The organism is Klebsiella sp. R445 (assembly GCF_051131755.1).
In the GTDB taxonomy this organism is placed as follows: Bacteria; Pseudomonadota; Gammaproteobacteria; order Enterobacterales; family Enterobacteriaceae; genus Klebsiella; species Klebsiella lignicola.
The window spans coordinates 1,416,254-1,437,309 of record NZ_CP180446.1; the positions used below are offsets into that span (position 1 = coordinate 1,416,254).

Annotated in this window: 13 protein-coding genes; 4 read left to right on the forward strand and 9 right to left on the reverse strand. The window is 54.9% G+C overall.

Features of this window, described 5'->3' with window-relative positions; genetic code table 11:
- Position 1: 1 nt before the first annotated feature.
- Entirely contained in the window at positions 2-1,090 is a 1,089-nt protein-coding gene (gene serC, locus ACMYSN_RS06600; protein ID WP_123756167.1) for a 3-phosphoserine/phosphohydroxythreonine transaminase, read from the reverse strand.
- Positions 1,091-1,576: 486 nt separating this feature from the next.
- Here serC and ycaO point away from each other — a divergent pair, with 486 nt between their 5' ends.
- From ycaO to pflA, 4 genes are all read left to right on the forward strand, one after another.
- Positions 1,577-3,337, forward strand: coding sequence for a 30S ribosomal protein S12 methylthiotransferase accessory factor YcaO (ycaO, locus tag ACMYSN_RS06605; protein ID WP_462497457.1), 1,761 nt, complete (start codon positions 1,577-1,579; stop codon positions 3,335-3,337).
- 375 nt (positions 3,338-3,712) lie between these two features.
- Positions 3,713-4,570 (forward strand): formate transporter FocA, encoded by an 858-nt coding sequence (gene focA / locus ACMYSN_RS06610; protein WP_123756166.1) that lies wholly within the window; start codon positions 3,713-3,715, stop codon positions 4,568-4,570.
- Positions 4,571-4,621: 51 nt separating this feature from the next.
- Positions 4,622-6,904 carry a formate C-acetyltransferase gene (gene pflB / locus ACMYSN_RS06615; RefSeq protein WP_123756165.1) on the forward strand — a complete coding sequence of 761 codons (2,283 nt, stop codon included), beginning with the start codon at positions 4,622-4,624 and terminating at the stop codon, positions 6,902-6,904.
- Between the two features lie 196 nt (positions 6,905-7,100).
- On the forward strand, positions 7,101-7,841 hold the full coding sequence (pflA, locus tag ACMYSN_RS06620) for a pyruvate formate lyase 1-activating protein (RefSeq protein WP_462497458.1): 741 nt from the start codon (positions 7,101-7,103) through the stop codon (positions 7,839-7,841).
- Between the two features lie 120 nt (positions 7,842-7,961).
- Here pflA and ACMYSN_RS06625 read toward each other — a convergent pair whose 3' ends face one another.
- From ACMYSN_RS06625 to ftsK, 8 genes are all read right to left on the reverse strand, one after another.
- Positions 7,962-9,110, reverse strand: a complete 1,149-nt coding sequence (locus ACMYSN_RS06625; protein ID WP_462497459.1) for an MFS transporter — start codon at positions 9,108-9,110, stop codon at positions 7,962-7,964.
- Positions 9,111-9,382: 272 nt separating this feature from the next.
- Complete coding sequence (locus ACMYSN_RS06630) at positions 9,383-10,246, reverse strand: dimethyl sulfoxide reductase anchor subunit family protein (RefSeq protein ID WP_462497460.1); 864 nt, start codon at positions 10,244-10,246, stop codon at positions 9,383-9,385.
- 1 nt (position 10,247) lies between these two features.
- Positions 10,248-10,865, reverse strand: coding sequence for a DmsB/YnfG family anaerobic dimethyl sulfoxide reductase iron-sulfur subunit (locus ACMYSN_RS06635; protein ID WP_462497461.1), 618 nt, complete (start codon positions 10,863-10,865; stop codon positions 10,248-10,250).
- A 10-nt stretch (positions 10,866-10,875) separates the two neighbouring features.
- Entirely contained in the window at positions 10,876-13,314 is a 2,439-nt protein-coding gene (gene dmsA, locus ACMYSN_RS06640; protein WP_462497462.1) for a dimethyl sulfoxide reductase subunit A, read from the reverse strand.
- Positions 13,315-13,515: 201 nt separating this feature from the next.
- On the reverse strand, positions 13,516-14,808 hold the full coding sequence (gene serS, locus ACMYSN_RS06645; RefSeq protein WP_123756159.1) for a serine--tRNA ligase: 1,293 nt from the start codon (positions 14,806-14,808) through the stop codon (positions 13,516-13,518).
- Between the two features lie 92 nt (positions 14,809-14,900).
- Complete coding sequence (locus tag ACMYSN_RS06650) at positions 14,901-16,244, reverse strand: replication-associated recombination protein A (protein WP_123756158.1); 1,344 nt, start codon at positions 16,242-16,244, stop codon at positions 14,901-14,903.
- 8 nt (positions 16,245-16,252) lie between these two features.
- Positions 16,253-16,864 (reverse strand): LolA-like protein, encoded by a 612-nt coding sequence (gene lolA / locus ACMYSN_RS06655; RefSeq protein ID WP_462497463.1) that lies wholly within the window; start codon positions 16,862-16,864, stop codon positions 16,253-16,255.
- A gap of 122 nt (positions 16,865-16,986) precedes the next feature.
- Positions 16,987-21,045, reverse strand: a complete 4,059-nt coding sequence (gene ftsK / locus ACMYSN_RS06660; RefSeq protein WP_462497464.1) for a DNA translocase FtsK — start codon at positions 21,043-21,045, stop codon at positions 16,987-16,989.
- Positions 21,046-21,056: the final 11 nt, after the last annotated feature.

Genomic DNA, 21,056 nt, shown 5'->3' on the forward strand with positions numbered 1-21,056 from the left:
ATCAGCCGTGGCGGCGTTCAAAGTCCTGCATAAAGTCGGTCAGTGCCTTCACGCCCGCCAGCGGCATCGCGTTATAGATAGAAGCACGCATCCCGCCAACCACACGGTGGCCTTTCAGCGCATGCAGACCCGCCGCGAAGGACTCTTCAAGGAACAGCTTATCCAGCGCGCTGTCAGCCAACTGGAACGGCACGTTCATCCGCGAGCGGTTAGCCGCGGCGACGTCGTTACGATAGAAGCCGCTGTTATCGATGACACCGTAGAGTAAATCAGCTTTTTGCTGGTTGATGTTGTCCATAACGGCAACACCGCCCTGCTCTTTCAGCCACTTGAATACCAGACCGGCCAGGTACCAGGCAAAGGTCGGCGGGGTGTTGAACATCGAGTCGTTGGCATCCAGCACGGAGTAGTCAAGGATCGAAGGACACGCGATGCTGGCTTTACCCAGCAGATCTTCACGCACAATCACCAGCGTCAGGCCTGCCGGACCGATGTTTTTCTGCGCGCCCGCGTAGATCACGCCGTAGCGGCTGACATCGATAGGGGAAGACAGAATGGTGGAGGAGAAGTCCGCCGCAACAACCACGTCGTCGGCAAAATTCGGCGTTTCATTAATCGCGATGCCGTCGATGGTTTCGTTCGGGCAATAGTGCAGGTAGGCTGCCCCCGGCGTCAGTTGCCATTCGCTCATCGGTTTCACCGCGCGCAGGCCATCAACCGTCACTTTGGCGTCAATGCTGTTCGGTGAACAATATTTCTTCGCTTCTTTGATTGCGCTGGCGGCCCAGTAGCCGGCATCAACATAGTCAGCGGTGGTTTTATCACCGAGCAGGTTCAGCGGAACACCGGCGAACTGCCCGCGACCGCCGCCGTGGCAGAATAAAACTTTATAGTTGGAAGGGATATTGAGCAGATCGCGAAAATCCTGTTCCGCCGTCTCGGCCACCTGGATAAACTCTTTACCACGGTGGCTGATCTCCATCACCGACGTACCCAGCCCCTGCCAGTTGCACAGTTCTTGCTGCGCCAGTTTGAGAACTTCCGCCGGCAGCATTGCCGGGCCCGAACTAAAGTTATAGACCTGAGCCATTTCCCCTCACCACGTTGCTATGTTATTTGCTCGCGAACCGCCGCGGGCTATCAGTAATCCCTGTATCGGTGCACCACATCTATTCCACACACGTCAAGATGACAGGTCCGGGCGTGACCAGGCGCTGAGAGTAGCAACCAAGGTAAGCAGACTGAGCCAGCAAAGAGGCGGTTGGAAAGAGGATGTATATATCGGTTTTATCATTCAGTGACACGCACCGCAATGGGTAAAACTGGCCGGGGGTGAAATGCGTTCCCCGTCACACAAAAGAATCTGCCATCTTGACGTCATAAAACCGACATAATTGCTGCCATTGCGCTGGAATTACCGCCTCTGCCTTCAACCCTGCTGCATTTATCCTTCCCCTGGAAATTGAGCCGATCGAACGATAAGAAAGCAGTGATGCATTCCCCTGCGCAACGAGATAGCGCCTGTCATCTAAAAGCCGTATCATTGCGCGCTTTACGTACGATAAAAGTGATCGCCATGACTCAAACATTTATACCCGGCAAAGACGCCGCCCTGGAAGACTCCATCGCGCGCTTCCAGCAAAAGTTGCTCGACCTCGGATTTGATATTGAAGAGGCCTCATGGCTGAATCCGGTACCGCACGTGTGGTCCGTCCATATCCGCGATAAAGCCTGCTCGCTGTGCTTCACCAACGGCAAAGGGGCAACTAAAAAAGCGGCGCTGGCCTCAGCGCTGGGCGAATATTTTGAACGCCTGTCCACCAACTACTTTTTCGCTGACTTCTGGTTAGGCGAAACCATCGCCAACGGGCCGTTCGTCCACTATCCGAATGAAAAATGGTTCCCGCTGACCGAAGATGACGAAGTGCCGGAAGGCCTGCTGGATCCGCGCCTGCGCGCCTTCTACGATCCTGACGATCAACTGACAGCCAGCATGCTGGTCGACCTGCAGTCCGGTAACGACGATCGCGGCGTGTGCGGTCTGCCGTTCACCCGCCAGTCCGATGGCGAAACCGTCTATATTCCAATGAATATCGTCGGCAACCTGTATGTGTCAAACGGGATGTCAGCGGGCAACACCGCGAATGAAGCCCGCGTCCAGGCGCTGTCAGAAGTCTTCGAGCGTCACATTAAAAACCGCATCATTGCCGAAAGCATCAGCCTGCCGGAAATCCCTGCCGACGTGATGGCGCGCTATCCGGGCGTGGTGGAGTCAATCAACAAACTCGAAGCCGAAGGTTTCCCTATCTTTGCTTACGATGGCTCGCTGGGCGGCAAATATCCGGTTATCTGCGTGGTGCTGTTTAACCCGGCTAACGGCACCTGCTTCGCCTCTTTCGGCGCTCACCCGGACTTCGGCGTCGCCCTGGAGCGTACCGTTACCGAGCTGCTGCAAGGCCGCAGCCTGAAAGACCTCGACGTCTTCACGCCGCCAACCTTCGATGACGAAGAAGTGGCCGAACATGCCAACCTTGAAACCCACTTCATTGATTCCAGCGGTTTGATCTCCTGGGATATGTTCAAGCAGGATGCCGACTATCCGTTTGTCGACTGGAGCTTCTCCGGTACGACAGAGCAAGAGTTCGCCACCCTGATGGCCATCTTCAAAGAAGAAGATAAAGACGTGTATATCGCCGACTACGAGCACCTGAGCGTCTACGCCTGCCGTATCATCGTGCCGGGAATGTCCGACATTTATCCGGCAGAAGACCTGTGGCTGGCGAATAACAGCATGGGCAGCCATCTGCGCGACACGATCCTTTCGCTACCAGGCAGTGAGTGGGAAAAAGAAGATTATCTGGCGCTGATCGAGCAGCTGGACGATGAGGGGAACGATGACTTTACCCGCGTACGCGAGCTGCTAGGCCTGGCAACGGGTAAAGACAACGGCTGGTACACCTTACGTATTGGTGAACTGAAAGCCATGCTGGCACTGGCCGGCGGCGATCTGGACCAGGCGTTAATCTGGACCGAATGGACCATTGAATTCAATGCCTCCATCTTCAGTGCAGAGCGCGCCAACTACTACCGCTGCCTGCAGACGCTGTTGTTGCTCAGTCAGGAAGACGAGCGCCAACCTCTGCAGTACCTGAATGCCTTTGTGCGCATGTACGGGGCTGACGCAGTTGAAGCTGCCAGCGCGGCGCTGAGCGGTGAAGCACCGTTCTACGGCCTGCAGCCGGTCGATAGCGATCTCAAGGCCTTCCCGGCCCATCAGTCTTTACTGCAGGCATACGAAAAACTGCAGCGCGCAAAAGCGGCCTTCTGGCATAAATAAACGCTAGCGTGCAGGACATCAGCGGGGCCGTAAATGGCCCCGTTTTTACAGCTTCACAGGCAATCGCGCAGAATTGTGGACGCAACGTTAATTTGTCGTAAATTTTTTTCACGCTTTAAATTACGGTTGTTAATTTTAATAAAAATACCCCATTTTAATTAACCGTCACCTGCCCCCAAAAATGAAAAAAATCAACATAAGTTGTAAATTTTAAAATTTATTTTTTCAATAAAAATCAGATAGTTAATATCAATAAATCACAAAACCATACATATAAAGGGCTTATAGTTCCGGTAGGATATGATCTACATCAAATTCCCTTCTATAATGCTTTGTTAGTATCTCACCGCCAACTTTTATAAAGAGAGAGTTAGTGTGAAAGCTGACAACCCTTTTGATCTTTTACTCCCTGCTGCCATGGCGAAAGTTGCCGAAGAAGCAGGTGTCTATAAAGCGACAAAGCACCCGATGAAGACGTTTTATCTGGCGATTACCGCTGGTGTGTTCATCTCAATCGCTTTTGTCTTCTATATCACTGCGACAACCGGCACAGCCGCAATGCCTTTCGGGATTGCCAAGTTGATCGGTGGGGTCTGTTTCTCCCTGGGCCTGATTCTTTGTGTTATTTGCGGTGCTGACCTGTTTACCTCTACCGTACTTATCGTCGTGGCAAAAGCCAGCGGACGAATTACCTGGGGTCAACTGGCAAGAAACTGGCTCAACGTCTATGTTGGTAACCTGATAGGCGCATTGTTGTTTGTATTGCTCATGTGGTTGTCTGGCGAGTATATGGCCGCCAACGGTGGATGGGGCCTCAACGTCCTGCAAACCGCTGACCATAAAATGCATCATACATTTATTGAAGCCGTGTGCCTGGGTATCCTGGCGAACCTGATGGTCTGTCTGGCGGTGTGGATGAGCTACTCCGGTCGCAGCCTGATGGATAAAGCCATGATTATGGTATTACCCGTCGCCATGTTCGTTGCCAGCGGCTTTGAGCACAGTATCGCTAATATGTTTATGATCCCGATGGGTATCGTAATCCGCGACTTTGCAAGCCCGGAATTTTGGACCGCTATCGGTTCAGCTCCGGAAAATTTCTCTCACCTGACCGTCATGAACTTCATTACTGATAACCTGATTCCGGTAACTATCGGGAACATTATCGGCGGTGGTCTGCTGGTTGGGTTGACATACTGGGTCATTTACCTGCGTGGCGACGACCATCACTAAGGGTCGTTTCAGGCAGTAAATAAAAAATCCACTTAAGAAGGTAGGTGTTACATGTCCGAGCTTAATGAAAAGTTAGCCACAGCCTGGGAAGGTTTTGCGAAAGGTGACTGGCAGAAAGAAGTCAACGTACGTGACTTTATCCAGAAAAACTACACCCCGTATGAAGGTGACGAGTCCTTCCTGGCTGGCGCAACTGACGCGACAACCAAGCTGTGGGACAATGTAATGGAAGGTGTTAAACAGGAAAACCGCACTCACGCGCCTGTTGATTTCGACACTTCCCTTGCATCCACCATCACTTCTCATGACGCTGGCTACATTGAAAAAGCCCTCGAGAAAATCGTTGGTCTGCAAACTGAAGCTCCGCTGAAACGTGCGATTATCCCGTTCGGTGGCATCAAAATGGTTGAAGGTTCCTGCAAAGCGTACAATCGCGAGCTGGACCCGATGCTGAAAAAAATCTTTACTGAATACCGTAAAACTCACAACCAGGGCGTTTTTGATGTTTACACCAAAGACATCCTGAACTGCCGTAAATCCGGTGTTCTGACCGGTCTGCCAGATGCGTATGGCCGTGGCCGTATCATCGGTGACTACCGTCGCGTTGCGCTGTACGGTATCGACTTCCTGATGAAAGACAAATACGCTCAGTTCCTGTCTCTGCAAGAAAGACTGGAAAATGGCGAAGATCTGGAAGCAACCATCCGTCTGCGTGAAGAGATCTCCGAGCAGTATCGTGCTCTGGGTCAGATCAAAGAAATGGCAGCAAAATATGGTTGCGATATCTCTGCTCCGGCAAAAACTGCACAAGAAGCAATCCAGTGGACCTACTTCGGTTACCTGGCTGCCGTTAAATCTCAGAACGGCGCGGCAATGTCCTTCGGTCGTACTTCCAGCTTCCTGGATATCTTCATCGAACGTGACCTGAAAGCCGGTAAAATCACCGAGCAAGACGCTCAGGAAATGATTGACCACCTGGTCATGAAACTGCGTATGGTTCGTTTCCTGCGTACTCCTGAATATGATGAACTGTTCTCCGGTGACCCGATTTGGGCAACTGAATCTATCGGTGGTATGGGCGTTGATGGCCGTACTCTGGTTACCAAAAACAGCTTCCGCTTCCTGAACACCCTGTACACCATGGGGCCGTCTCCGGAACCGAACATCACTATTCTGTGGTCTGAAAAACTGCCACTGAGCTTCAAAAAATTCGCCGCGAAAGTGTCCATCGATACCTCTTCTCTGCAGTATGAGAACGATGACCTGATGCGTCCGGACTTCAACAACGACGACTATGCTATCGCTTGCTGCGTAAGCCCGATGGTTGTTGGTAAGCAAATGCAGTTCTTCGGTGCGCGTGCAAACCTCGCGAAAACCATGCTGTACGCTATCAACGGCGGCGTTGATGAAAAACTGAAAATGCAGGTTGGTCCTAAATCTGAACCGATCAAAGGCGACGTCCTGAACTTCGACGAAGTTATGGATCGCATGGATCACTTCATGGACTGGCTGGCTAAACAGTACGTCACCGCGCTGAACATCATCCACTACATGCATGACAAGTACAGCTACGAAGCTTCCCTGATGGCACTGCATGACCGTGATGTTGTTCGCACCATGGCATGCGGTATCGCAGGTCTGTCCGTTGCGGCTGACTCCCTGTCTGCTATCAAATATGCGAAAGTTAAACCGATTCGTGACGAAGACGGTCTGGCGATTGACTTCGAAATCGAAGGCGAATACCCGCAGTTTGGTAACAACGACTCTCGCGTTGATGACATGGCTGTTGACCTGGTTGAACGTTTCATGAAGAAAATTCAGAAACTGACCACCTATCGCAACGCTATCCCGACTCAGTCCGTTCTGACCATCACCTCTAACGTGGTTTATGGTAAGAAAACTGGTAACACCCCAGATGGTCGTCGCGCTGGCGCACCGTTCGGACCAGGTGCTAACCCGATGCACGGCCGTGACCAGAAAGGTGCTGTTGCCTCTCTGACCTCCGTTGCTAAACTGCCGTTTGCTTACGCAAAAGATGGTATTTCTTATACCTTCTCTATCGTTCCGAACGCACTGGGTAAAGACGACGAAGTTCGTAAAACCAACCTGGCTGGCCTGATGGATGGTTACTTCCACCACGAAGCGTCAATCGAAGGCGGTCAGCACCTGAACGTCAACGTTATGAACCGCGAAATGCTGCTCGACGCGATGGAAAACCCGGAAAAATATCCGCAGCTGACCATCCGTGTATCTGGCTACGCAGTACGTTTTAACTCCCTGACTAAAGAACAGCAGCAGGACGTTATTACCCGTACCTTCACTCAGACCATGTAATTGGTTTTGACTGAAATCGCGAAGTAAAAAGCGTACAATAAAGGCTCCACGTCAGTGGGGCCTTTTTAGCACCTACCCCTGTCTCTTTTGTCCGTTATCTATACTCAATGGATAACCGCCAAAACAGACTTAACACAGCCGGTTTGAGCTGTGCATCACAGGCCCCGGACGGGCCGAATCTGGAGATATCACCGCAATGTCAACTATTGGCCGTATTCACTCCTTTGAATCCTGTGGCACCGTCGATGGCCCAGGGATCCGCTTTATTACCTTCTTCCAGGGCTGCCTGATGCGCTGCCTGTATTGCCATAACCGTGACACCTGGGATACCCACGGCGGTAGCGAAGTCACCGTCGAAAGCCTGATGAAAGAGGTGGTGACCTATCGTCACTTTATGAATGCCTCCGGCGGCGGCGTCACGGCATCCGGCGGTGAAGCCATTCTGCAGGCCGAGTTTGTGCGCGACTGGTTCCGCGCCTGTCAGAAAGAAGGCATTCATACCTGTCTTGATACTAACGGCTTCGTCCGCCGCTACGATCCGGTCATTGATGAGCTGCTGGAAGTCACCGACCTGGTCATGCTCGACCTCAAGCAGATGAACGATGAGATCCACCAGAATCTGGTTGGCGTGTCGAACCATCGTACCCTGGAATTTGCCCGCTACCTGTCGAACAAAAATGTCAAAGTCTGGATCCGCTACGTCGTGGTTCCAGGCTGGTCAGATGATGATGACTCTGCCCATCGCCTTGGTGAGTTTACCCGCGATATGGGCAACGTCGAAAAAATCGAGCTGCTGCCTTATCACGAGTTGGGCAAACATAAATGGGTCGCGATGGGTGAAGAATACAAGCTTGATGGCGTGCATCCGCCGAAGAAAGAGACGATGGATCGGGTGAAAGGCATTCTGGAGCAGTATGGCCACAAGGTGATGTACTAACTCCCCTGCCGTTTTAGCCATTTCCGGGGCTGCATCAGCGTTGCCCCGGAAGCGCCCCTCTTCTTCCTTCTACTCTTGCCAGCAAACGTATAACGCCCACCGGCAATATTTCAGCTGTAATCAGGCGTGAGCCACCGGCGTCGGATGATGCCCGGCTTTACGCAGCAGAGTCAGCAGATAAATAAACGACACGCTGGCAATCATAATAAACAGCAGATTGTCGGAGAAGCTCTGCATCAGCATCGCGGTGAGGGTTGGCCCAAGCAGGCTCCCGATGGTATAGCTCATCAGCAACGCCTGGTTCATCGCCACCAACTGATGGCGTTCGACTTTTTCACAGGCCCATGCCATCGCCACCGGATAGAGCGTGAAGCCCGAGGCACCAAGAATGAATAACGCCGGCGCCATCGCGGCACCGCTCAACATTGCCAGGCAGCCCAGAATGACGATAAAGACCTGCACCCGCAGCACCAGCAAACGGCCGTAGCGGTCAGCCATGCGGCCAATTGGCCATTGACCAAGGATCCCTGCGCTAACCATTACCGCCATCCAGAAACCAATCCCGGCGTCACTCACGCCCTGATGGTTCAACCACAACGGCATCAGGCCATACAGCGACCCCAGCACGATCCCCGAGATAATGCAGCCATTAACGCCATGGCGCGCCTGACGCAGTCTGAGCATCGGCCAGATACGAGCGGGCTCATGCAGTTCATCGCTTTGATTGACCACTCGGGTAAACAGCAGAGGCAGGATCGCCGCCAGTGCCATCGCGGTCACCCACGGCAGTACGCTCATCAGGTCCGTAGGCAGTTTGCTGACCATCAGCTGTCCCAGCACGGTCCCCACGTAGTAAACCATCATATAGGCGGCGAGCAGACGGCCGCGGCTACGCGACGTTCCGCTACACACCAGCGCACTTTCCACCACCACCCAAATCATCGCGCAGCCAACGCCGGCGATAAAACGCCAGCTTAGCCAGGTCCAGAAACCGATAGTGATCCCCAGCCCCACGCAGCCCACCGCAAAAATCAGGGAAGCCAGATAATAGCTCCGGTTAAACCCAAGACGCTTAATCACCCATCCAGCCAGCAGCGTACCGACCAGGTTACCGGTGAAATAGGATGAACCGACCATGCCAACCTGCCATGTCGGCATATTTTCATGGGCGAGCCAAAGCGGGACGAGGGTGTTTAAAACCGCTATCGCCAGCGTCAAAAGAAGCAGGCCGCAGAGCAACATTTGCACCGGCCGGGTGTAGATGGACATGGGTATAACCGTGAGGAAGTTTAGATTTCGTGCGCATCATGCCACTGCAAAAAACATTGTCAATCCGCCAGAAATCAGGCGGGACGCGGTTTCACGAGCAACGATAGAAGTTTTTTATCCAGCGGAACGGCAACAGAATTATTCTTTATATTATTCCATTGTTTTTATTAATTTATTGGAAAATAACGGCGGGAATATCAGTAGAAAAATTTCATGAATCAATCGCACTTTTTAATTACGCCAGAGCAGGACGCCCTGGCGTAATAGCAATATCAGCTGGCGATCGCCATACCGACGGTCATATGCAGACCATAGAACACACCACGCCCGAGCATCTCACCGACCAGCACCAGTACCAATGCCAGACTTAACAGCGGCACCGCCGGTTGATAGCCTTTAAGCAGCGGGATTATCCAGCATGCCAGAGCCAGCGCTAACGCGACCACACGCCAGGCCATCAGTGAGCCGTAATCCGGTACCAGCGCCGAAGCCTGCTGAATGGAACTGTGGATCGTCGACAGCTCGCTGCCTTGCATCAGGGCGACGATGACGCTCGCCACCAGCGCCAGCAAGCTGATAACCGGCAGCAGACGCATTGCCCAGCCGTCAACGCCAGCGACGCGCAGCAGCAAATGCCCAAGCAGCGGCCCCCCGATTAACAGCGTCAGGAAGAAGCTCAGCGGCGTCCAGACGCTATACCAGGTCGGGACGGTATCAATGGTGTTGTACACCCGCACCATCATCCAGACGAAGATAACGCCCAGCACCATCGTCGCCACCAGCCAGAGGTTACGCAAGCCGACCGGCAGCTTTTTCATCACTGCCAGCAACCAGCCAATACCGCCTACGGCGAAGAAGAGCGCACCGCTCGCAATTTCGTTACTCAATGACGAGGCACCGATGCGGTTAAGCGAGTTAAAGGCCCGCATGGGCGATCCCAGATGCATTGTGGAGGCGATAAAGCCAATCCCCATCAGCACCCATAAACCGAACATGCTCAGTACCACACGCTGTTGCTGCTCGCGCGATAAATCACCTTTCATCAACGCCAGTGCCAGGACAATAAAGCCCCCGGCGACGCACTGTCCAAAGACCGTGAAGATCATCAGCGGCCATTCATGCCATCCACTTCCCATCTCACACCTCCTTCGGGTTGGCCAGATAGCCGGTTGTATCACCACACGGACGACTGTTAGCGTTCGGTTTGATGACAATACTGGGTTTCGTAAAATGCGCTGATGGCAGCGGAGCTACCGCAGCCAGCTCACCGTGTTTTTTACGCAGCTCTTCAATCGGACCAAAGTCCAGCGCGCGTAGCGGGCAGGATTCGACGCAGATCGGCTTTTTGCCGTCGGCGACACGTTCATAGCAGCCATCACACTTGGTCATGTGCCCTTTTGCCGCGTTGTACTGCGGTGCGCCGTACGGACAGGCCATGTGGCAGTAGCGGCAACCAATACACACATCTTCGTCGACGACGACAAACCCGTCATCGCGCTTGTGCATGGCGCCACTCGGACAGACTTTGGTGCAGGCCGGGTCTTCACAATGGTTACAGGCAATGGATAAGTAATAGGCAAAGACATTCTGATGCCAGACGCCATTGTCCTCTTGCCAGTCGCCGCCCGCGTACTCATAAATACGGCGGAAGCTGACGTCGGGCGTTAAGTTTTTGAAGTCTTTACAAGCCAGCTCGCAGGTTTTACAACCGGTACAACGAGCAGAATCGATAAAAAATCCGTATTGAGTTGTCATCGGTTATTCCTTACAGCTTTTCGACCTGGACCAGGTTGGTGTGCGATGGATTGCCTTTCGCCAAAGGCGACGGCCGTTGGGTGGTGAGCACGTTGATGCTCCCAGCCTGATCCACACGTCCTGCGTCCGGGTTATACCAGGCGCCCTCGCCCAATGCGACCACGCCAGGCATCATGCGCGGCGTCACTTTGGCTTCGATATGCACTTCACCACGATCGTTGAAAATACGAATACGATCGCCGTTGGTGATGCCACGTTTCTTCGCATCGAGCGGGTTGATCCACATTTCCTGGCGACAGGCAGCCTTCAGCACATCAACGTTGCCATAAGTCGAGTGCACTCGTGATTTATAGTGAAAACCGGTTAACTGCAGTGGGAATTTCGCGATCAGCGGATCGTTATAGTTTTCAAAGCCGGGGGTGTAAATCGGCAGTGGGTCGATCACATCGCCCTCAGGCAGCTCCCAGGTCGCGGCGATGTTGGCCAGTGCCTGCGAGTAGATCTCAATTTTGCCCGATGGGGTGGTCAGCGGATTGGCCTGCGGATCGTCACGGAAGGCTTTATAGGCAACGTGATGCCCTTCCGGATCGCGCTGTTTGTAAATCCCCTGTTTGCGGAAGGTGTCGAAGTCCGGTAAATCCGGGATCGCCTTGCGGGACAGCTCATGCAGATAGCGCATCCACCCTTCCTGGGTGCGGCCTTCGGTAAACTTCTGCTCCACGCCCATGCGTTTTGCCAGCTCGGTGGTCATGTCATAAATGGTCTTGCATTCAAACCGCGGTTTAATCACCTGGTCGGTGAAGATCACGTACGACATGTTGCCGCAGGAAGCATCCAGCGCGAAGTCCATCTGCTCGGAAGCGGTACAGTCGGGCAGCAGAATATCGGCATATTTTGCCGATGAGGTCATGTGGCAGTCAATTACCACGATCATTTCGCACTTCTTGTCATCCTGCAGGATTTCATGCGTGCGGTTGATATCAGAGTGCTGGTTAATCAGGCAGTTGCCGGCATAGTTCCAGATCATTTTGATCGGCACATCCAGCTTTTCTTTCCCGCGGACGCCATCGCGCAGCGCGGTCATTTCCGGGCCCCGTTCAATCGCGTCGGTCCACATAAACATTGAAATGCTGGTTTCAACCGGGTTTTCAAACGTTGGCATACGCTCAAACGGCAGGTCGTAGGAGCCTTCACGCGCGCCGCTGTTGCCGCCATTGATCCCGACGTTACCGGTCAGAATCGCCAGCATTGAAATCGCGCGGGTGGCAATTTCACCATTGGCATGACGCTGCGGTCCCCATCCCTGGCTGATATACGCCGGTTTGGCGGTCGCAATTTCGCGAGCCAGCTGCACGATACGCTCGACCGGAATACCGGTGATCGTCGAGGCCCACTGCGGGGTTTTGGCAATACCGTCGCTACCCTGGCCAAGAATATAGGCCTTGTAGTGACCGTTGGCCGGCGCATCCGCAGGTAACGTTTTTTCGTCGTAGCCGACGCAGTATTTATCAAGGAATGGCTGATCGACGCGGTTTTCGGTAATCATGACCCAGGCCAGTGCGGAGATCAGCGCGGCATCGGTACCGGGACGAATCGGGATCCACTCATCTTCGCGGCCCGCACCGGTATCGGTATAACGCGGATCGACGATGATCATCCGGGCATTGGATTTCTGCCGCGCCTGTTCCAGGTAGTAGGTCACCCCGCCACCGCTCATGCGCGTTTCGCCAGGGTTATTACCAAACAGCACCACTAACTGGCTGTTTTCAATATCCGATGGACTGTTGCCATCGGCCCAGCCACCGTAGGTGTAATTCAGCCCCGCGGCAATTTGCGCCGAAGAGTAATCGCCGTAGTGGTTGAGATACCCGCCGCAGCAGTTCATCAGACGCGCGATGAGCGTTTTTCCCGGTGGCCAGGAGCGGGTCATGGTGCCGCCGAGGGTGCCGGTGCCGTAGTTCAGATAGATAGACTCGTTTCCGTAGTCTTTAATCAGGCGCTGCATATTGCCGGCAATCGTATCGAAGGCTTCTTCCCAGCTAATGCGCTCGAATTTACCTTCACCACGCTTACCAACGCGCTTCATCGGGTATTTCAGACGATCGGGGTTATAGACCCGACGACGCATTGAACGCCCGCGCAGGCAGGCGCGCACCTGATGCAGGCCGTCATAGTTATCGTCACCGGTATTGTCGGTTTCAACGTATTTGATTTCACCATCAACCACATGCATCCGCAGTGGACAACGGCTACCACAGTTCACGGTACACGCGCTCCAGGTTACCGTCTCATTGACGGGGGCCAGCGCGCCGGCAGCGTGGGCAATACGTGTAAAGGGTAAAGTAAATGCACTGCTGGCCATTGCCAGACCGCCAATGGCCGTGGTTTTCATTAAACCACGCCGGCTTACTTCGGCAGCCAGTAAAGCATCGGGGGCTTTAATTTTCATGGATACTCGCTTTGATTGCTCACAGTTCACTGACAATCGTTATATAGATATTTATATAACGAAATAAGTTTATTATAGTTTTTTATGCTGAATTAACACTGAGGGAGTATGCGGACATTCACCGGGGGGATTATTGCCCGGCATCAAGAAGGGGGTAAAAAAAAAGCGCCCGAAGGCGCTTTTGAGAGAGAGCGGTAAAATTTAGCCGATAAATTCAAGGCCGCGCATATAAGGGCGCAGAACTTCCGGAATTTCAATACGGCCATCTGGCTGTTGATAGTTTTCCATCACCGCCACCAGGGTACGACCTACCGCCAGTCCGGAGCCGTTCAGCGTGTGAACCAGACGCGTTTTCTTGTCTGATTTGCTGCGGCAACGAGCCTGCATACGGCGCGCCTGGAAGTCCCAGACGTTTGAGCAGGAGGAGATTTCACGGTAGGTGTTCTGTGCCGGCACCCAGACTTCGAGGTCATAGGTTTTACAGGCACTGAAGCCCATGTCACCGGTGCACAACGCCACTTTACGGTACGGCAGACCCAGCAGTTGCAGAACTTTCTCCGCATGGCCGGTCATCTCTTCGAGCGCAGCCATGGAATCTTCCGGGCGTACGATCTGCACCATTTCAACCTTGTCGAACTGGTGCATACGGATCAGACCACGGGTATCACGACCGTAGGATCCCGCTTCAGAGCGGAAGCACGGCGTGTGGGCGGTCATTTTGATCGGCAGATCGTCTTCGTCGATAATCGCATCGCGAACCAGGTTGGTCAGCGGCACTTCAGCCGTTGGGATCAGCGCGTAATTGCTGCTGTCAGCTTCTTCTTCCAGCGGACGCGTGTGGAACAGATCGCCGGCGAATTTCGGCAGTTGACCGGTACCATACAGCGTTTCCTGGTTGACCAGATACGGGACGTAGTTTTCGCTATAGCCATGCTGTTCGGTGTGCAGATCCAGCATGAACTGTGCCAGTGCACGATGCAGACGCGCCAGCTGCCCTTTCATGACCACAAAACGGGAACCGGTCAGCTTAACCGCTGCAGCAAAGTCCAGCCCACCGTGCATTTCGCCCAGGGTGACGTGATCGCGGACGTCGAAAGCGAACTCGCGAGGGGTGCCCCAGCGGCTGACTTCAACGTTGTCTTCTTCACTTTTACCCTGCGGAACATCGTCGTGAGGCACGTTCGGAATGGTCAAGGCAATATCGCGGATTTCCGCCAGCAACACGTCCAGTTCGGCTTTCGCCGCATCCAGCTGTTCGCCAAGTTTGTTCACTTCCAGGCGTAATGGCTCGATATCTTCCCCGCGCGCTTTCGCCTGGCCAATGGATTTCGATCGGGAGTTACGCTCCGCCTGCAGGTTTTCAGTTTCAACCTGCAGAACTTTACGACGCTCTTCCAGAGCGCGCAGTTTATCTACATCCAGCTTAAAGCCCCGGCGTGCCAGTTTTTCAGCGACTGCGTCTGGCTCGGTACGCAGCAGATTGGGATCGAGCATGCTTATCCTGTGCTTATCGAATTAATAAAAGAAAAAGTGGCCGCAGACTACGACCACCGGAATATCTTGATAACCTTACCGCAACGTCTCAGTTAGCGGTAGCGTTTTATGGGGCTATTTTGATCCTGTTCGGTAAGCCAGGCGAGCTTTTCGCCAATTTTACCCTCCAGCCCCCGATTTGTAGGCTGATAATAACGGGTTTGGGCCATTTCCTGCGGGAAATAGGCCTCTCCGGCGGCATAAGCGTTCGGCTCATCATGGGCATAACGATACTCTTGCCCATATCCCATGTCCTTCATCAGGCGGGTTGGCGCGTTGCGCAGATGCACCGGTACATCGTAGTCAGGACGCTCGCGGGCATCGGCCATAGCGGCTTTAAAGGCGGTATAAACTGCGTTGCTTTTCGGGGCACAAGCCAGATAAACAATCGCCTGGGCAATGGCGCGCTCACCTTCTGCCGGCCCCACGCGAGTAAAGCAATCCCAGGCAGCAATCGCCACCTGCATGCCGCGCGGATCGGCATTGCCAACGTCTTCCGATGCAATCGCTAACAGACGACGAGCAACATACAGCGGATCGCCACCGGCGGTGATAATTCGCGCGTACCAGTACAACGCGGCATCCGGTGAACTGCCGCGTACAGACTTATGCAGCGCGGAGATCAAATCGTAGAAACGGTCGCCTTTATTATCAAAGCGAGCGCTGCGCTCACCGGCAATTTCGGTCAGGAGTGCCGCTTGTAGCACCCGGTTACCGGAAGCGTCGGTCTCAGCCATATCGGCCATCATCTCAAGCGTGTTGAGCGCCCGGCGCGCATCACCGTTCACCAGCCCGGCTATCGCCTGGCGGGTCTCGTCCGGCAGAACGATGTTTTGCCCACCGTAACCGCGCTCTTTATCGTTCATCGCCTGGGTTAATACCTGCTCAATATCATCGCTGGTTAGCGATTTCAGCAGATAGACACGCGCCCGGGATAACAGTGCGGAATTGAGTTCAAAAGAGGGGTTTTCCGTCGTCGCACCGATAAAGGTGATGGTGCCGTCTTCAATATGCGGCAGAAACGCATCCTGCTGGCTTTTATTGAAACGATGGACTTCGTCGACAAACAGAATGGTGCGGCGCCCGGCATTGCGGTTTTGCCTGGCACGCTCGATCGCTTCGCGGATCTCTTTCACCCCGGAGGTCACCGCCGACAGACGTTCGACGTCGGCGCTGGCATAGCGAGCAATCACTTCAGCCAGGGTAGTTTTCCCGGTGCCTGGCGGCCCCCACAGAATCATCGAATGCAGATGCCCGGCTTCAATCGCTCGCGGCAAGGGTTTCCCCGGTGCCAGCAGATGCTGCTGGCCGATGTACTGCGCTAAATTTTCTGGCCGCATACGGGCGGCCAGAGGTTGAAACGCATTGTCGGAAAAATCGAGCGACAGATTGCTCACATTCGCCTCTATTTACGTTGATCGTCCACTGTCACCCCGTTCGGCGGTGTAAACGTGAACTTAGATGCATCGATCGCACCATTTTGCTGTGCTTTCAGCTGGTAACTGCTGCGCTGGTCATCCTGCTCTACCGCGCTGAACTGGTGAATGGTACCGTCACGGCCCACATTGATTGTGAACTGCTTCAGGTTGCCGCTACCGCTTTTCGGGGTCAGAACAAAATCATCGCCATTTTGCTTGATATTGTACTGCTGCCAGTCGTTCGCCTGGTTACGGGCAATCAGCATAAACGGCGTGTTGCTGGTGGCGTCTTTCAGCCAGGTCACCGTCGCCTGCTCAACGAACGGGTTATAGAACCACAGCGTTTTGCCGTCGGAAACCAGGATGCTTTCATCTGGCTGAGTCATGTGCCAGTTAAAGAGATTAGGGCGTTTCACCCACAGGTCGCCCTGCCCGTCCTGAACCGCATTACCGCTACCATCCGTCACTTTTTGCGTGAAGCTGGCGTGGAAACTACTCACCTTATCGAGGCGGCCTTTCAAATCGCTGGCGGCATCCGCCCAAACCTGGCTGACCACAAAGCCAGACAGTAATGCACAGGTGATTGCGAGTTTTTTCATTGTTATTCCTTAATGTGCGTCACTCCCGACGCGGGAGCCTCTTCTGTCCCTAATTTAGGACCGCCTGAGGCGGTGGGACAGAAGACAATGCTGATTTTGCGCTTATTTACCCAACTTTGCACTTACTCGAAGGGAGGCGGCGCCAGCACTTCACGGTTGCCGTTATGGCCCTGTTCGCTGACGATACCCTGCGCTTCCATTTGCTCGATGATACGGGCCGCGCGGTTGTAACCGATACGGAACTGACGCTGCACGCCGGAAATCGACGCTTTACGTTTTTCAGTCACGAAGTTCACCGCCTGATCGAACAACGGATCCAGCTCTTCCGATCCGTCAAAGCCACCGCCGCCGCCTTCGCTTTCGCTATCCGACGTGATGCCATCCACATACTGCGGACGTCCACGTGCTTTCCAGTCCTGGACTACCGCGTGAACTTCCTGGTCGCGTACAAACGCGCCATGCACACGAACCGGCATGGTGGAGTTCGGCCCGGAGTAGAGCATATCCCCCATGCCCAGCAGCGATTCGGCCCCACCCTGATCGAGGATGGTACGCGAGTCAATTTTGCTCGACACGGTGAAGGCAATACGCGTCGGGATGTTCGCTTTGATCAGGCCCGTGATCACATCGACGGACGGACGCTGCGTTGCCAGTACCAGGTGAATACCCGCGGCACGCGCTTTCTGCGCCAGACGAGCGATCAGCTCTTCTACCTTCTTGCCTACGGTCATCATCAGGTCGGCGAATTCATCCACCAGAACCACGATATACGGCAGCTTTTCAAGCACCGGATGCACGGCATCCATGCTGTCACCCGGTTTCCAGTACGGATCCGGGATCGGACGGCCCATCCGCGCCGCTTCGGCGATTTTCTCGTTGTAACCCGCGAGGTTACGCACGCCAAGTGCCGACATTAGCTTGTAGCGACGTTCCATCTCGTTCACGCTCCAGCGCAAGGCGTTGGCAGCGTCTTTCATGTCCGTGACCACTTCGGTCAACAAATGCGGGATCCCTTCATAGACCGACAGTTCAAGCATTTTCGGGTCGATCATGATGAAACGCACATCTTCCGGTTGCGCTTTATAGAGCATGCTGAGGATCATGGCGTTCACGCCGACCGATTTACCGGAACCGGTGGTACCGGCAACCAGCAGGTGCGGCATTTTCGCCAGATCGGCCACCACCGGATCGCCGGCGATATCTTTCCCCAATACCACGGTCAGCGGCGATGGGTTATCGCGGAATTTCGTGCAGTCCAGCACTTCACGCAGGTAGACGGTCTGACGCTTTTTATTCGGCAGCTCCAGGCCAACGTACGGTTTGCCCGGAATCACTTCCACGACACGAACCGCGATGGTAGAGAGCGATCGCGCCAGATCCCGCGACAGGTTTGAAATACGCGCGGCCTTCACGCCCGGCGCCAGGTTCAGCTCGAAGCGCGTGATCACCGGGCCCGGAGAGTAGTTCACAACATCGGCCTTGATGCGGAAATCGGCAAGACGGGCTTCCACCAGACGCGCCATTTGCTCAAGCGCAAACGTATCAACTGGTTCGATCTCGGCTGGCGGCGGCGTCAGCAGATCCAGAGAAGGCAGCGGCGTCGTCGGACGCGGCACCGGATGGCTGTTGCCATTACGCATCAGCAACGGGTGAATCAGGCTCTCCTGCGGCGGCTGAGCGGTACTCTGCGAAGGCGCCTGCTGCTGTGGCTGATAGCTTTGGGCTGCAGGATGGGCCTGCGGCGCCATATGCGGATGCTGCACCGGCTGGTGTACCGGCTGTTGATGCATCGGCTGTTGATGAACCGGTTGAGAAACCTGAGGCTGCATCGCTGGCGGCGGCGTCACCGGCTGCTGGTAGTGCTGCTGATTGTGCTGCTGTACCGGCGGCTGCGCTTCTGGCGTCGGGGTAAACAGCGGCGCTTTCGGCGTGTCGTCAACCAGCGCTTTCATCGGTGAAAAATCATAATCTGCCGGGGTGAACGGCGTCGCCCCCTGCGGCTGTTCGCTGCTATAGCGCTGCTGCTGAGAAGCCGCAAACTGGCGGGCCAGCTCGGCTTCGGCAGCACCGTCATCGTCGTCTTCATCCGATGCGTAGACTTCCCCGTAGCGCTGCTGCTGGGTGGCGGCAAACTGGCGAGCCAGCTCGCCCTGCGCCAGCGCATCGACTTCTTCGTCCGTTAACGGTTCATCGTCATAATTCTGGTCGAGCTCGGCTTTACGGGCCTGTTCTTCAGCCATGCGTTGCGACGGGAGCTTAATGCCGTAGGATGCCAGCTCACGGCGTGTCGGAACGCGGACATGGTTAGGACGTGGCAGTTTTGGACCAATCCCTTCTTTCACCTGCACGCGCGGCCCACCGGATGCCGGACTGAACAGCGGTGCGCCAGAAGATGCCACAGAAGCAGCGGCTGCCATTGCCGCCGTAGCTGCTGGGCCGGTAGCCTGATGCACGCCGGCAGCAAGTGCGCTGACAGCTGCAGCCTCAGTTGCCGGGGCAGGCGCTGGCGTTATCGGCCGAGTGGCGACCGGGCTGGCCGGTTCAGGAATCGGCTGATACCAGGCAGCCAGCTGTTCGCGCTCACGCGCACGCTTCTCTTCGACTTCTTCGAAATAGTACATCGGCGGACGCTGCGGCTTCACATCCTCCTGCGGCGCTTCAGGCTCAACCACAGGTGCAGAAGAAACCGGCGGCTCCGGTTGATATACCTGCTGCTGTACCGGCGCCTGCTCAGGCTGGTAGGCCTGATGCTGCGGGTAAGTCGGCTCTGGCTGATACGCCGGCTGTTGCACCGGTGCCTGTTCAGGCTGATAGGCCTGATGTGGCGGATAAGTAGGCTCCGGTTGATATACCTGCTGCTGTACCGGCGCCTGCTCAGGCTGATAGGCCTGATGCTGCGGATAAGTAGGCTCTGGCTGATACACCGGCTGTTGCACCGGAGCCTGTTCAGGCTGATAGGCCTGATGTTGCGGATAAGTCGGCTCTGGCTGATACACCGGCTGCTGCACAGGTGTCTGTTCAGGCTGATAGGCCTGATGAGGCGGATAAGTCGGCTCCGGCGGATAAACCGGCTGCTGTACCGCTTCCGGTTGATACGCCGTTTGTGGCGCAAGACCGGCCTCTGACTCGGCCCACGCCTGCGGTGCCGCGGTCGCGGCGGCTGCAGAGGTCAGCGGGTCGGCAATATTGTGGCCATTCAGCAACGGGTCGTATGGGTCAAAATCACCCGGGCGCATTGCGCTGGCGCCAGAGAACAGGACATCGTCAGCATCTGCCGGACGTGCTGCGCTGGAACCGGAGAAGAGTACATCATCAGCCGCAACGGGAGCGCCCTTCGCGCTGAACTGCACCTCTTCTTCGGCATCGTCCATGCGCTTGCCGGAGAACAGCGCAGCATCGGTCTTGCGCCCCATCGGGTTAGAGAATTTTTCTGCCAGACGCTGCCGGCGCGCTAAGGCGCTGCGTAAAATACGTGCGCGGCGCGACCCTTGCGGTCTCGCGTCGTCATCGACGTCATCTTCATCATCTTCGTATTCGTCCTCATCCACCCAGGTGTCGTCCCGACGGGTACGGTTGCTGGCGAAGGTGAGAACAGAAAGGATAGCGCCGCCAAGTTTTTCCGCGATGCTCACCCATGACCAGCCGGTAAACAGCGTTAAACCCGCCGCCCAGATACACAGCAGAGCGATCGTACCGCCGCTGCTGTGCAGCAACGGTTGTAGGGTGGTGCTCAGTAAGCTGCCGATAACGCCACCGGACGCGAAATACCAGATATCATCGGCATTGATTGACGCCAGACCGCAGGAGGTGAGGATCAGCGCCAGCGCGCCAATCAGCCGTAGCGAGACGGCGAAATAGTCGATGTACTCGTCGTTCGTCTGGTTACGCCAGGCAAACCAGCATCCGCCGATGATGATCACCGGAATGGTGTAAGCCATCACGCCAAAGATGAAAAATAGCGTATCGGCAAGCCAGGCGCCGGGTATACCGCCTATGTTGTGAATAGGTTCGTGCCAGGCCGTTTGTGACCAGCTAGGATCCGAGGGATTAAAGCTCAGTAATGCTGCCATCAGCCAGATGGCAAACAGAGAGCAAAGGATGAGTAACGCCTCAAGGAGTCGGCGCCCGCTGCTTAACTTTGTCAGTTTGACTTCTTTGTCTTCGGTGTATTCCTGGCTCAAAAAAGGCTCTC

Excerpts from the sequence above, each read along its gene's own strand:
- ycaO (WP_462497457.1), top strand. The coding sequence starts at position 1,577 with ATGACTCAAACATTTATACCCGGCAAAGACGCCGCCCTGGAAGACTCC.
- ACMYSN_RS06625 (WP_462497459.1), bottom strand. The coding sequence starts at position 9,110 with ATGTCCATCTACACCCGGCCGGTGCAAATGTTGCTCTGCGGCCTGCTT.
- dmsA (WP_462497462.1), bottom strand. The coding sequence starts at position 13,314 with ATGAAAATTAAAGCCCCCGATGCTTTACTGGCTGCCGAAGTAAGCCGG.
- pflA (WP_462497458.1), top strand. The coding sequence starts at position 7,101 with ATGTCAACTATTGGCCGTATTCACTCCTTTGAATCCTGTGGCACCGTC.
- pflB (WP_123756165.1), top strand. The coding sequence starts at position 4,622 with ATGTCCGAGCTTAATGAAAAGTTAGCCACAGCCTGGGAAGGTTTTGCG.
- ACMYSN_RS06630 (WP_462497460.1), bottom strand. The coding sequence starts at position 10,246 with ATGGGAAGTGGATGGCATGAATGGCCGCTGATGATCTTCACGGTCTTT.
- lolA (WP_462497463.1), bottom strand. The coding sequence starts at position 16,864 with ATGAAAAAACTCGCAATCACCTGTGCATTACTGTCTGGCTTTGTGGTC.
- serC (WP_123756167.1), bottom strand. The coding sequence starts at position 1,090 with ATGGCTCAGGTCTATAACTTTAGTTCGGGCCCGGCAATGCTGCCGGCG.
- serS (WP_123756159.1), bottom strand. The coding sequence starts at position 14,808 with ATGCTCGATCCCAATCTGCTGCGTACCGAGCCAGACGCAGTCGCTGAA.
- ACMYSN_RS06635 (WP_462497461.1), bottom strand. The coding sequence starts at position 10,865 with ATGACAACTCAATACGGATTTTTTATCGATTCTGCTCGTTGTACCGGT.